The sequence below is a fragment of the Brachybacterium sp. FME24 genome, assembly GCF_014897705.1.
In the GTDB taxonomy this organism is placed as follows: domain Bacteria; phylum Actinomycetota; class Actinomycetes; order Actinomycetales; family Dermabacteraceae; genus Brachybacterium.
This window is the reverse complement of the sequence record NZ_JABUXV010000010.1, coordinates 191,988-204,133: the sequence shown is the minus strand read 5'-3', so window position 1 is coordinate 204,133 and position 12,146 is coordinate 191,988. Positions and strand designations below refer to the sequence as shown.

The 12,146-nt window shown below is 67.7% G+C and carries 11 protein-coding genes; 6 read left to right on the top strand and 5 right to left on the bottom strand.

Annotation, left to right across the window (positions count from 1 at the left end; all coding sequences use genetic code 11):
- The first annotated feature begins 74 nt into the window (after window positions 1–74).
- The 3 genes from INT51_RS13325 to INT51_RS13315 all read left to right on the top strand — a co-directional run bounded on the left by INT51_RS13325 (window position 75) and on the right by INT51_RS13315 (window position 3,385).
- Window positions 75–1,022 carry a carbohydrate ABC transporter permease gene (locus INT51_RS13325; RefSeq protein WP_193105801.1) on the top strand — a complete coding sequence of 316 codons (948 nt, stop codon included), beginning with the start codon at window positions 75–77 and terminating at the stop codon, window positions 1,020–1,022.
- Window positions 1,023–1,027: 5 nt separating this feature from the next.
- Complete coding sequence (locus tag INT51_RS13320) at window positions 1,028–1,849, top strand: carbohydrate ABC transporter permease (protein ID WP_193105800.1); 822 nt, start codon at window positions 1,028–1,030, stop codon at window positions 1,847–1,849.
- Between the two features lie 99 nt (window positions 1,850–1,948).
- Entirely contained in the window at window positions 1,949–3,385 is a 1,437-nt protein-coding gene (locus tag INT51_RS13315) for a sulfatase-like hydrolase/transferase (protein ID WP_193105799.1), read from the top strand.
- Between the two features lie 22 nt (window positions 3,386–3,407).
- On the opposite strand, the gene INT51_RS13310 is transcribed toward INT51_RS13315, so the two are convergent.
- The 3 genes from INT51_RS13310 to INT51_RS13300 form a co-directional block, all read right to left on the bottom strand.
- Entirely contained in the window at window positions 3,408–3,602 is a 195-nt protein-coding gene (locus tag INT51_RS13310; protein ID WP_193105798.1) for a hypothetical protein, read from the bottom strand.
- A gap of 179 nt (window positions 3,603–3,781) precedes the next feature.
- Window positions 3,782–6,001: a catalase gene (locus tag INT51_RS13305; protein ID WP_193105797.1), complete on the bottom strand. Its 2,220-nt coding sequence runs from the start codon at window positions 5,999–6,001 to the stop codon at window positions 3,782–3,784.
- Window positions 6,002–6,181: 180 nt separating this feature from the next.
- Window positions 6,182–6,523: a sigma factor gene (locus INT51_RS13300; RefSeq protein ID WP_193105796.1), complete on the bottom strand. Its 342-nt coding sequence runs from the start codon at window positions 6,521–6,523 to the stop codon at window positions 6,182–6,184.
- Between the two features lie 183 nt (window positions 6,524–6,706).
- Between INT51_RS13300 and INT51_RS13295 the strand changes: the two genes are divergently transcribed.
- Together INT51_RS13295 and INT51_RS13290 are read left to right on the top strand one after the other, a co-directional pair.
- Window positions 6,707–7,138 (top strand): glycosyltransferase family A protein, encoded by a 432-nt coding sequence (locus INT51_RS13295; protein WP_193105795.1) that lies wholly within the window; start codon window positions 6,707–6,709, stop codon window positions 7,136–7,138.
- Window positions 7,139–7,269: 131 nt separating this feature from the next.
- Window positions 7,270–8,658: a deoxyribodipyrimidine photo-lyase gene (locus INT51_RS13290; RefSeq protein WP_193105794.1), complete on the top strand. Its 1,389-nt coding sequence runs from the start codon at window positions 7,270–7,272 to the stop codon at window positions 8,656–8,658.
- A gap of 263 nt (window positions 8,659–8,921) precedes the next feature.
- Here INT51_RS13290 and add read toward each other — a convergent pair whose 3' ends face one another.
- Window positions 8,922–9,950 (bottom strand): adenosine deaminase, encoded by a 1,029-nt coding sequence (gene add / locus INT51_RS13285; protein ID WP_193105793.1) that lies wholly within the window; start codon window positions 9,948–9,950, stop codon window positions 8,922–8,924.
- A gap of 273 nt (window positions 9,951–10,223) precedes the next feature.
- Between add and INT51_RS13280 the strand changes: the two genes are divergently transcribed.
- A complete protein-coding gene (locus INT51_RS13280; RefSeq protein WP_193105792.1) occupies window positions 10,224–10,874 on the top strand; it encodes a VOC family protein in 651 nt (216 codons plus the stop codon).
- A gap of 140 nt (window positions 10,875–11,014) precedes the next feature.
- Here INT51_RS13280 and INT51_RS13275 read toward each other — a convergent pair whose 3' ends face one another.
- Window positions 11,015–12,070 (bottom strand): hypothetical protein, encoded by a 1,056-nt coding sequence (locus INT51_RS13275; RefSeq protein ID WP_193105791.1) that lies wholly within the window; start codon window positions 12,068–12,070, stop codon window positions 11,015–11,017.
- Window positions 12,071–12,146: the final 76 nt, after the last annotated feature.

Below are 12,146 nucleotides of genomic sequence, written 5' to 3'. Positions count from 1 at the left end.
CCCGGCGCCATCGACCGGCGCACGAGGTACGCCCCCGGGAGGACAACCCGTCATCACGTCGAAGGAGCCCGATGATGACCACGACACACAGTGCGCCCGCAGCAGGAGCCACGGCACCGCGACCGTCCCGGGGCGGGCGGGGAGCGAAACGTGCCCAGAGCTTCGGGAAGTATCTCTTCATTCTTCCCGCGGTCCTCTTCGTCGTGGCCACGACGGTCTATCCGCTGCTGTACAACGTGAATCTCGGCTTCTATGACGCCCCCATCCAGAAGTTCCTGGGCGGAACCGTGCAATGGGTCGGCGTGAGCCAGTACGCGCGGGCGCTCGCCGACCCGGCGATCTGGACCAGCCTCGTCACGTCCCTGATATATACGATCTCGACGATCGCCCTCATGCTCACGATCGGGACGGCGTTCGCGCTCCTGTTCACCAAGCATTTCCCGGGGAATAAGCTGCTGCGCTCGATGCTGTTCCTGCCGTACATCCTGCCCTCGGTGGTGGCGGCGAACGTCTGGCGCTGGATGCTCGATGGCACCAGCGGCCTGGTCAACTACATCCTCACCACCCTGGGGATCATCCCCGAACCCGTGTTCTGGCTCGGCAGCCCCACCCTCGCGCTGCCCGCGGTCACCCTGGCGACGGCCTGGACGATGGTGCCCTTTGCCATGCTGCTGATCATCGCCGGCCTCCAGAACATCCCGCGAGCAACCTACGAGGCGGCGGAACTCGACGGCGCGAACCGGTGGAACACCTTCTGGCGCATCACGGTTCCCCTGCTGCGCCCTGTGCTGTCCGTCGTGGCGCTGCTCGGGTTCATCTACACCTTCAAGACCTTCGACACGATCTTCATCCTGACCCGCGGCGGCCCAGGAGATGCCACCACCGTGCTGCCGATCCTCGCGTACAACGAAGCCTTCGTGAACTTCGACCTGGGTGCGGGAGCGACCGTGAACACCCTGCTCCTGGTGGTCCCGATGCTCCTGGCCGTCGTCTACTTCCGCTCCACCCGGAAGGAGGGCTGAGCGCCATGAAGAAGTCCGTCGCGCTGACCGTGGCCGCCGTCGTGCTGGTCATCGTCTACCTCATCCCGGTCTACTGGATGGTGGCGACCTCGCTGAAGCCGCCCGCGGACGTCTTCGACGCGCCACCGGACATCGTTCCCTCGCCGGTGACCCTGCAGGCGTATCTGGACACGGTGATATCGGACCCCGCCATCTGGCAGGGGCTGAGGTCGAGCACCATCATCACCCTGCCCACGCTGCTCCTGACGCTCGCGCTGGGAGCGCCGGCGGCGTACGGGCTCGCGAAGTTCCGCTTCCGCGTCACCGGCGTCGTGCTGTTCCTGCTGCTGGCAGCGCAGATGCTGCCGACGATCAGCCTCGCCCTGCCGATGTTCGCGATCTTCAGCCAGTACGGACTGGTGGACACGTACACCGGCCTGATCATCGCGAACGTCTCGGTGACGCTCCCGTTCGCCGTCGTGCTGCTGCGCCCGTACATGGGCGCGATCCCCGGGGACCTGCTCGAAGCCGCGAGGCTCGACGGCTGCACCACCTTCGGGGCCTTCCGTCGCGTGGGACTGCCGCTGGTGCGGCCGGGACTGGTCATGGTCGCCACGCTCACCTTCGTGATGACCTGGGGCGAGTTCGTCTTCGGCCTCACCCTCGCCACCAGCGACGACAAACAGCCGATCACCGTGGTCCTCAACAGGTTCATCGCCAGCTTCGGCACCCAGTGGACCAACCTGATGGCCGTCTCCACCGTCATCGCGATCCCGATCATCGTGGTGTTCATGCTGCTCCAGAAGCACGTCGTCGCCGGGCTCACCGAGGGAGGTCTGAAGGACTGAACGGCCCAGCGGTCGTGCCCCGAGGTGCCACCGCATCCACCCCACGAGACTCCAGCCCCGAAGCTCCAGCACTGACGCTGTGTGCACGAAAGGTGATCGATGACCACTCCCCAACGCCGACCGAACGTGCTGGTCGTCATGAGCGATCAGCAGCAAGCAGGGACCGTGGACCCGGCCGGGCCATGCCAGACCCCGCACCTTTCGGAGCTGGCCGAACGCGGCGCCCGATTGACACGGTGCTATACCCCCAGCCCCATCTGCTCACCGGCCCGGGCCAGCTTCATGACCGGATTGCTGCCCCACCAGCATGGGATGGTCGACGTCTATCACGCCGTACCGACCTTCCGCGCGGATCTCGTGGACGGGCTCCCGATGTGGAGCAACCGACTGGCAGACGCCGGATACACGGTCGGATACTTCGGCAAATGGCATGTCGAGCGCAGCGGCGAGATGGAGCGCTTCGGATTCACCCAGGACGGCGCCTACTTCGAGCCGGAGGACGACTACTACGCGTACCGGCGCAGCCTGGGCCTCGCCGAGAAGCCGGTCCTTTCGGAGCCGACGCGCACGGTCGCTCAGCCGGGCTACCGAGATCTGCTGCTCTACGGCGTGACCGAGGAGCCGGTCGAGAGCACCCTCGAGCATTTCACCGTCACCCGGGCGCTGTCCTTCCTCGATTCCGTGGTGGAGGAGGACGAACCCTGGGCAGTCATGGTCAGTACGAAAGCGCCGCACGAGCCGTACGTGGCACCGTCGGCGTACGTCGATCGGTATGACCCGGCCTCACTGCCTCTGCCGGACAGCTTCGACGACGATCTCGCCGACCGGCCGGCGATCTACCGTCGTCAGCAGACGGTCTGGGCCGATCTGTCACCGGACGAGTTCCGCACGGCGACGGCGTGCTACTACGCGCTCTGTTCCATGGTCGACGACCAGGTGGGTCGACTCCTGGAGCGCATCGAGGCGGCCGGACAGTTGGAGGACACGATCGTCATCTACACGAGCGATCACGGCGACCTCATGGGCGCGCACCGGCTGCTGCTCAAAGGCGTGCCCGGCTTCGAGGAGGTCTACCGCGTGCCGATGATCGTCTCGTGGCCGGCGATGATCCCGCCCGGACAGGTCATCGACGATCTGACCCAGTCCCACGACATCGCCGAGACGATCGCGCAGCTGACCGGCCACGGCCTCGACGGCCACGCCGTCGATCTGCTGCCGCGGCTCACGGGAGAGGGTGGTCCGCCCCGGCAGACCGCGTTCGCCGAGTTCCACGGACAGCGGTTCTCCTACACCCAGCGGATCGTGTGGGAGGGGCGGCACAAGTACGTCTTCAACGCCTTCGACTTCGATGAGCTGTACGACCTGGAAGCGGATCCCGGCGAACGAGTCAATCTGGCCAGCGACCCCGACCATGCCGAGACGCTGCGCGCGTTGGCGGCCCGCTTGTGGCAGATCGCGGAGGAGACCGGCGACTTCACGGTGACCGGCGCGCAGGACGGCACGTATCGCTATCTGCCCGTCGGGCCGCTGGGGTAGGAGTTCAGTCCGGGCAGCAGCTCTACTTGGCGTGCTTCTCCACGATCGCCCAGTACTTCTCGGGGTCGAGCTCGTCCACACCGGCGGCCGCAGTCTGCTCGTGCGCTTCCTCGGCGATCGCGTCGAGGTCGTAGTCCTCTGGCCGGTGGGATACTGCAGAATCCTGACGGTATTCGATGACGGTCCGGATGACCTCGACCAGCTTGTCGTGCTCCATGGGTGCTCCTTCATCGACGGAATAATGGCGTGACTCCAGCGTCCGTCTGCGGCCGGCAGCCTCCAGGTGTTGAGCCGTGGGTCGTCGTCCGGCCGTCGGCCCTCGGTGCATCGACGGTGCTGCCCCTGCGCGAGTCCCCGCAGCTCCGCGTTCCGGTCGGCGCCTCCTTCGTCGCCTCCTCAGGCTCCGGCGGGGAACCTCTCCCACACGCGGTGGGTGCTCAGCAGATCGTGGATCGCCTCGAAGACCGCGAGGCCGGACTCTCCCGTCACCAGCCCGGGGCCGTCGGAGGCTAGCCGGGTCCCGGCCGCGTCGCGGCCGGCGCCCCACGCGCCGATCGCCTTCGAGTGCCGCCAGCATTCGTCGATCAGCAGGTCGACGCGCGGATCCACGACGCCGCTCCCGGGGGCGCCGGACTTCGGATCCACGGAAGGCGTCGCGTCGGGGCCCGACGCCGGGGCGCCGGCGAGCAGGACGGCATCGAACTCCACCGAGCGGGCGGTGCCGAAGGTGCGCGAGACCGGCACTCCGGCAACGATCCCGCCCCGTGGCGCGATCACCAGCGGGACCATCGAGGCCGACACGACGGCTTCGTGCAGTCCCGCCAGGTCGGAGTTGTCGCCCTCGGGATCGACCACGATGCCGATCACGCGGCCGTCGGTGGGCCACTGCCCGCCCAGCTGCGAGAGCGCAGGGCTCACCGGCACGTCGGTCCCCGGCGCCGCGCCAGCCGCGTCGGTCGGTGCCGGCGCAGGCAGCCCCAAGGCGTCGGCAACCTTCGCGCAGAGCTCCGTGTCGATCTCTGCCAGACAGTGCAGCTGGCGCTCCTTGATGGCTTGTTCGTAGCACTTGCCGAGCTCGAACGAATACGCGTTGACGATATGGTCCCGCTCCACCGGGGTCATGCTGCGCCAGAACAGGCGCGCCTGGCTGTAGTGATCCTCGAAGGTCACCGACAGCTCCCGTTCCTTCACCGATTCCGGCACGGTCACCGGCAGATCCGTGAAGGCGCCGTCCATCTGACCGGCCATGAAGGGGCATCCGCCGTCGAGGGAGTTCGGCTGGTACGGCGCGACCCCCGCATGATCCGCCTGCTGGCCGTACCCGTCGCGGAACATGTCGTTGACCGGGGCATGGGGGCGATTGATCGGCAGCTGGCTGAAATTCGGGCCGCCGAGCCTGGTCAACTGGGTGTCGATATAGGAGAAGAGTCGTCCCTGCAGCAGCGGGTCGTCGGTGACGTCGATGCCGGGCACCAGGTTGCCGGGGTGGAAGGCCACCTGCTCGGTCTCGGCGAAGTAGTTGCGGGGGTTGCGGTTCAGGGTGAGCTTGCCGATGGGCTGGACTTCCGCCAGCTCCTCGGGCACGACCTTGGTGGGGTCCAGGAGGTCTATGCCCTGGAACACCTGCTCCTCGTTGTCCGGGAACACCTGGATGCCCAGCTCCCACGACGGGTGCGCACCGGCCTCGATGGCGTCCGCCAGGTCGCGACGATGGAAGTCGGGGTCCGCCCCGCCCAGCAGCTGCGCCTCCTCCCAGGTCAGCGAATGCACTCCCAGGGCCGGCTTCCAGTGGAACTTCACGAGCGAGGTCTCGCCGTCGGCGTTCGTCAGGCGGAACGTATGGACCCCGAAGCCCTCCATCATGCGGTAGGAGCGGGGGATGCCGCGGTCGCTCATGTTCCACAGCGTGTGGTGCTGCGCCTCCGTATGGAGGGACACGAAGTCCCAGAAGGTGTCATGAGCGCTCTGCGCCTGCGGGATCTCCCGGTCAGGATGCGGCTTCACCGCGTGGACCACGTCGGGGAACTTGATGGCGTCCTGGATGAAGAACACCGGAATGTTGTTCCCGACCAGATCGAACGTTCCCTCGTCGGTGTAGAACTTGGTGGCGAAACCGCGGGTGTCCCGAGCGGTGTCCATCGATCCGCGGGAACCGACGACCGTCGAGAAGCGGGTGAACACGTCCGTGACCTTCCCCTTCGCGAGGAAGCCGGCACGGGTGACCGATTCGGCGGTGCCGTAGCCCTCGAAGACTCCGTGCGCCGCAGCACCGCGCGCATGGACCACGCGCTCGGGGATGCGCTCGTGGTCGAAGTGGGTGATCTTCTCGCGCAGGTGATGGTCCTGCAGCAGCACCGGTCCGCGCCGACCCGCTTTCAGGGAGTGGTCCGTGTCCCGCAGTCGAGCACCCTGCGAGGTGGTCAGGAATGCTCCTTGCTGCGCGGTCGCGTGCGGGTCCGTGCCGGCGTCCGCTCCGGTGGGGGTGCGGGGTTCCGCGCCCTTCTGGTCGCTCGTCGGGGGCAGCGGACCGGTCGGTTCCGTCGGCTCCGCGAGGGATGGTGCCTGGCTGCCGGGGCGGCCAGGGGGTGGGGTCGGAGCGTTGTTCGTGGATGCCATGACGTGGTCCCTCCTCGAGGGGTCGAGTGGATCGACTGTGACTGTCGTCACCGTACGTCGGTGCACCCCTCGAGAGGTAGCCGCGACCCTCGGACCGCGATGGACGAGGGTGGACCGAGCGGTCCGGCCCCGTGTCCGGCACAGGAGCCGGGAACGTCGGCGTGGGGGCGACCCGTCGTGCTAATCGGGGTTCTCATCTCTCGCGGTGCGAGCCGCATTCAGTGCCAACCGGACAGGTGTCTGGCGAAGAACATGCATCGTCAACCACGTCATCGCCGAACAGTGCGCCCGGTCGAAGGTGGGGGCCGTGCGCCAGGCCTCCACGTAGCTCTCCAGCGCGAGGTCTTCGCACGCCTCCCGGCCATGCACGATCTCGAGGGCGAGGCTGAACACGTGAGCCGAGGTGGCATCGTAGAACCGGGCGAAGGCGTCCTGGTCTCCGCGGCCGGCGGCGAGCAGCGCGCGGTCCACGTCATCGCACTCCGGCCCTCCGGCGTGGTCGCGCGGTCCGGGACCAGGCATGGAGCCCACCTTCCGTCGAGTGCGTCGCAGAAGGCCGCCCTGTGCCGCACGGTCGGTCGAATCGGGCCTGTGGGTGTGTCCATCGACCACAGCGCTGAACCCGATATGCATAGCTTAGCTAATTACTTGGTGTCTCGCCGCCCTTTCGGTCTCATCCAGTACCCATGCGTACGACGCCCAGGCATGGGAGCCGTCTCGCAGTCCAGGTCAGGGATCTGTTCTGTCGTGGTCCCGGTGCGGGACGATGCGAGCCAACTGCGCGGCCTGCTGCAGGCTCCGGCTCTGCAGGCTCGTCAGCCGCTGGAAATCATCGTGGTCGACAACGGGTCGACGGACGGCAGCGCCGAGGTGGCCCGGGCGGCGGGCTGCACCGTGGTCACCGAGGCGACGCCCGGCATTGCTGCGGCGGCCTCGGCGGGCTATGACAGCGCCCGTGGCGAGCTGATCGTGCGATGCGACGCAGACAGCCGGCCCGCTCCCGGATGGATCGCTGCCCACGAGAGCGCGCATGAGCGGTGCGACCCCCGTGCTGTGACCATCACCGGCCCCTCGGTACTCCTGTTGCCGCCACCGCTGGGCGCGCACCGCGGCACAGAACTCTTTATACTTAGCTAGGCTACACATGTGGCGCGGTGGGAATCGGGAAGCGACCGATGCTCGCCGGACGGGCCGAGGCTTTCGTGAAAGAGGTGTCCGATGGACTGTGATCTCACCAGACCGTGCCCGGAAGCCGACGGTCGCACCCGATGACCACCATCTGGTGGATCCGGGATGACCTCAGGCTGCACGACAACCCGGCACTCCTCGCCGCTGCGGCCGACGGTGAGGTCCTCGCGGTGCACGTCGACGAGGAGATCAGAGGCGTGCGCCCGCTGGGTGGCGCGGCACGCTGGTGGCTCCATCACTCGCTGAGCGCCCTGGCCGGGAGCCTGCGCGAGCACGGGGTTCCACTGGTGCTCCTCAGCGGGGACCCCGAGCAGCAGATCCCGGCTCTGGTCGAGGAGGTGCACGCGACCGCGGTGCTCTGGAATCGCCGGTATCACGAACCCAAGCGAGTCGTCGATGCGCGCCTGAAGGCCTCCCTGCGCACAGGGAATGTTCGCGTCGAGAGCTTCGACGGCTACCTGCTGCACGAACCGTGGACAATCGCCACCCAGGACGGCGGGCCCTACAAGGTCTACTCCCCGTTCGCCCGCGCCTGCCGGGAAAGCACCCCGCCGCGTTCGCCGGACGGGCTGCCTGAACCCCTCGCCGGCCCCCACCTCGAGCTGCGCGCAAGCGGTCAGGAGGTGCACAGCTGGCTGCGTGAGGAAGCGTTCGAACAGGAACTGGCACGTCGCGGATGGCTCCCGACGGCGCCCGACTGGGCAGGCGGGCTGCGCGAGAACTGGACCCCTGGCGAAGCGGGCGGGCGGGAGCGACTCGCGCACATCACGGACCTGCTGGCCGACTATGCCGAGGATCGGGAGCGCCCGGGGGCAGCAGGCACCACGAGCCTCTCGCCGCACCTGCGATTCGGCGAGGTCTCTCCCCACGAGGTCTGGCAGGAGAGCCTCCGCGCCGGGCGCGGGAAAGGCCCAGAGACATTCCGCTCGGAGCTGCTGTGGCGAGAGTTTGCCTGGCACCGCCTCTTCCACCTGCCCGACCTCGCGACCCGGAACGTCCGGCCCCAGTTCGACGCCTTCGACTGGCGCGACGACGAGGACGCTCTGCGGGCCTGGCAGCAGGGGCGCACCGGGATCGACCTGGTCGATGCAGGGATGCGGGAACTGTGGGCGATCGGCTGGATGCACAATCGGGTACGGCTGGTCGTCGCCTCCTTCCTCACCAAGAATCTGCGCGTGCACTGGCGACGCGGCGAGGAGTGGTTCTGGGACACGCTCGTCGACGCCGACGAGGCCGCGAACCCGTTCAACTGGCAATGGGTCGCTGGGACGGGCGATGACGCCGCGCCGTACTTCCGGGTCTTCAACCCCGAGCGGCAGCAGGAACGATTCGACCCCCAGGGGGAGTACGTACGTCGGTGGGTGCCCGAGGTGGACAACGAGTCCACTGAGCGGGCGGCGCCGATCGTCGATGTGAAAGCCTCACGGCGCGATGCCCTCGCGGCCTACGCCTCCATCACCCAGTCGTGACGGGGCGCGGGCTGCTCTTCCGCAGGACCGGCAATCGACCTCCTGCTGCCGATCGACCGATCGACGATTTCCTTCGCGGTCTCGAGAGGGTCCGCGGCGCGGCAACCGAGCGTGGCACGCTCGAGCACGGCACTGGTCAGCCCCTGGTCATCCGCGACCCTGGGCGCAGCGACAACGTCATGACCTCATGCAGGAGTTGCCGGTCATGACGTTGCGGTCACCGCACCCCTGCTCGAATCGACCCGCGTCGGCGGGGACGGTTGCTACGTCGTGATGATGCCACCGCCGGAGACGAGCTCCTCGAGCTGACGCAGCCAGACCTCCGTGCGCTCGTCGTCGGCCCAACTGATCTCGAGCGAGTTGCGGGCCAGCTGGACCACATCCTCGCGGGTGAGGTTCTGAGCGTCGGCGAGAGCGGCGATGTTGTCACCCACGTAGCCGCCGAAGTACGCGGGGTCGTCGGAGGCGATCGAGACCTTGAGACCCTCGCGCAGCAGAGTGGTGATCTCCGCGCCCTTCATCTCCTCCGTCACGAAAGAGTTGGAGAGCGGGCAGCAGGTGAAACCGATGCCACGCTGCTTCGCCTCGTCGACCAGGGCAGGATTCTCGAGGATGTTGGTGCCGTGATCGATGCGCTCCACTCCGATCGAGTGCAGGACGGTCTCGATATTGGTGATCGCCTGCTCCTGGTCGATGTCGCAATGCATGGTCAGTCGGTACCCGGCCTCCTTCGCCGCAGCGAACACCTCGGCGAACTTCTCCGGTGGGTTGCCGCGTTCGTCGGAGTCCAGGCCGACCCCCACGATCCGGTCGCGGAAGGGCAGCGAGGACTCCAGGGTCTCCTTCGCGGAGACCGCACTGTGATCGCGCAGGAAGCACATGATCAGAGCGGCATCCACCCCCAGGGAGGACGCTTCCTGCACCGCCGACCACAGCCCGTCGATCACGGTCCGGAAGGAGACCCCGCGGCTGGTGTGGGCCTGCGGGTCGAAGAAGATCTCAGCGCGGACCACCCCGTCGGCCGCTGCGCGGCGCAGGTAGTCCATGGCCAGGTCGTGGAAGTCCTGTTCGGTGACCAGCACTTCCATCGCCGGGTAGTACACCGCCAGGAAGCTCGTGAGATCAGTGAACGCGTAGGTCTCGCGCACCTCATCGACGGTGGACTGGCCGATGTCCACGCCATTGCGGCGGGCCAGCTCGAGCTTCAGCTCCGGCTCGAGCGTGCCCTCGATGTGCAGGTGCAGCTCTGCTTTGGGAAGGGAGTCGATGAATTCGCGGTCGATGCTGGTCATGGCGGTCGATGTCCTCCGGTCGTGGGTCACAGGCGTTGCCTGGCAGGCTACGCGTGCGCGCTGTCCACGGGATGTGCTGACCGCGGTTCACGCTCCGAGATGAATCGGTGACTTTGCCCTGCGGCACTGCGTGGAAGGAGCGCCTTCGCGACGCGAGACGTGGCGAGCCGGGTACCGTCGATGTCATCAACGGTGGCGCCCTGCTCGACGGAGTCAGCCACCCCTGCTCGCCCTCGGCGACGCCGAGATCCCCACCCGGAAGAAGGACCTCTCATGAGCGTGCCTACCCTGCTCGACCACATCGTCATCGCCGGCCCCGACCTGGCTGAAACGGTGGACTGGTTCCGCGAACTCACGGGCGTCACGGCCGCCCCCGGAGGCACCCATCCCTCCGGCACCGCCAACGCGCTGGTCGCCCTCACCGTGGGCGGCCAGCCGCGCCCGCACTACCTCGAGCTGATCGGCCCCGACCCCGAGCGGGAGGGGGAGGAGCTCCCGAAGACCTTCAGCATCAACCGCCTCAAGAAGCCGACGCTCATCACCTACGCCGTGCACCCTGAGGGGATCGATCAGGTGGTCGAGCACGCCCGCGCCGAAGGCTTCGACCCGGGCGACGTGGAGAAGCTTTCCCGCAGCACGCCGGACGGCACCCAGCTGCAGTGGAGGCTCACCCAGGCGCAGGCTCCCCGCAACTACGCGGTCCCCTTCCTCATCGACTGGGGCACGACCACGCAGCCGGGCCTCGGCGACCTGCCCGCGATCGAGCTGGTCTCCTTCGAACGCATCGAGGTCAATCCCGCACCGCAGCAGAAGGCCCTCGACGCGCTCGGCCTCGGTGACGGGGTCGCCGAGATCCACGAGGGTCGTGGCTCACGGTTCGTGCTGCGACTGCGCACTGAGGACGGCCGCGAGATCGAGATCTGAGGCCAGGGAGATCCGACGGCTGGATGATCCGAGTCCTGGCCGGACGTACTCGTGGCGCCCACGACTCTGACGCTCACGTCGACGGGGCGTCGTCGGAACGACCGCGCCGGGACGGGGGATGCGATAGGACTCGCTGCCGCCTATCGCTCGAACGGGTCGTCCGGGCGGATCTGCCAGCTGAACCCTCGGTCGAACAGGACAGAACCCTCTGTCTCACGGGCCAGGGACAGGTCCTGATCTCCGCTCAGTACGAGCCGGTCAGCGCCGTCGAGGGTGAAGTCCAGGTCCACGTGCTCCGCGGGCATGTCCGCATGCTCGCTCGCCGACTGCCCCGGGGCCTGCAGCGGCCTGAGCGTCGCAATGAGCGAGTCGCCTTCACGCACGTACGTCCCCGCGAGCAGGCTGCCGTCGTGCTGGCGGACCTGCATCGTTGCCGCACCGTCGGTCCTCACGTTCCCGAGCGCGACACTCTCCCAGGAGGACTGCTCCTGCGTGCTGTCGAAAGCCACGGCCCATACTCCGGCGGGCGCGGAGTCGTCGACCGAGGTGGACGGCTGCGTGGCGACCACGGAGAGTCCGGTCAGTGCGAGGACAGCAAGACCCACGGTCGGTGCCACGACACCGGCGATCCGATTCACCCGTGCACTGCGGAACGACTGCGGACGAGCCGGAGCGGGAAGCGTGCCGTCTCCGACGATCGACGCGACGACCCGACCCGCCCACGGGGACAACACGATCAGGCTCATCGCCAGCAGGACGATCGCGAGCTGCTTCGCCGGCATGTCGTACCCCAGGTTGAGCACCAGGATGAACGTCATCGACGCTGCGGAAATCAGGGCACCGAGAACCACCGTCCGGCGCCATAGGAGCGCGACCGCGGCCCCGACCTCGGCGACTCCGGCGAGGACCTGGAACAGGGGCGAGAAGCCCACCATCTGCCCGAGCAGTCCCATGGGACTCATCTCCCCGAGAGTGATGAGCGCCTGGCCCACGTCGGGTCGCCCGTACTGCCAGAGCCCGAGCTTGATCACCCCGTTGAACAGCAGCATGACGGCAAGAAGGAGGCGTGTGGCACCGTGCAGCCACCAGAGGATGAGGCGCCCTCTGCTTCCGCCGTACGCATCGTGGCGCCTCGTCTCCTCCTGAGCGTGGGGTGCGACGGCGTCCTCCGTCGAGGTCGAGTTCGTCTGATTCACGGGCGCATCTCCTGGTCGCAGTCGTGCCGTCTGTCGATGAGAGGCCGACAGATCGGCGATCGAGGCGACAGTAGAG

Excerpts from the sequence above, each read along its gene's own strand:
- INT51_RS13325 (WP_193105801.1), top strand. The coding sequence starts at position 75 with ATGACCACGACACACAGTGCGCCCGCAGCAGGAGCCACGGCACCGCGA.
- INT51_RS13320 (WP_193105800.1), top strand. The coding sequence starts at position 1,028 with ATGAAGAAGTCCGTCGCGCTGACCGTGGCCGCCGTCGTGCTGGTCATC.
- INT51_RS13315 (WP_193105799.1), top strand. The coding sequence starts at position 1,949 with ATGACCACTCCCCAACGCCGACCGAACGTGCTGGTCGTCATGAGCGAT.
- INT51_RS13310 (WP_193105798.1), bottom strand. The coding sequence starts at position 3,602 with ATGGAGCACGACAAGCTGGTCGAGGTCATCCGGACCGTCATCGAATAC.
- INT51_RS13305 (WP_193105797.1), bottom strand. The coding sequence starts at position 6,001 with ATGGCATCCACGAACAACGCTCCGACCCCACCCCCTGGCCGCCCCGGC.
- INT51_RS13300 (WP_193105796.1), bottom strand. The coding sequence starts at position 6,523 with ATGCCTGGTCCCGGACCGCGCGACCACGCCGGAGGGCCGGAGTGCGAT.
- INT51_RS13295 (WP_193105795.1), top strand. The coding sequence starts at position 6,707 with ATGGGAGCCGTCTCGCAGTCCAGGTCAGGGATCTGTTCTGTCGTGGTC.
- INT51_RS13290 (WP_193105794.1), top strand. The coding sequence starts at position 7,270 with ATGACCACCATCTGGTGGATCCGGGATGACCTCAGGCTGCACGACAAC.
- add (WP_193105793.1), bottom strand. The coding sequence starts at position 9,950 with ATGACCAGCATCGACCGCGAATTCATCGACTCCCTTCCCAAAGCAGAG.
- INT51_RS13280 (WP_193105792.1), top strand. The coding sequence starts at position 10,224 with ATGAGCGTGCCTACCCTGCTCGACCACATCGTCATCGCCGGCCCCGAC.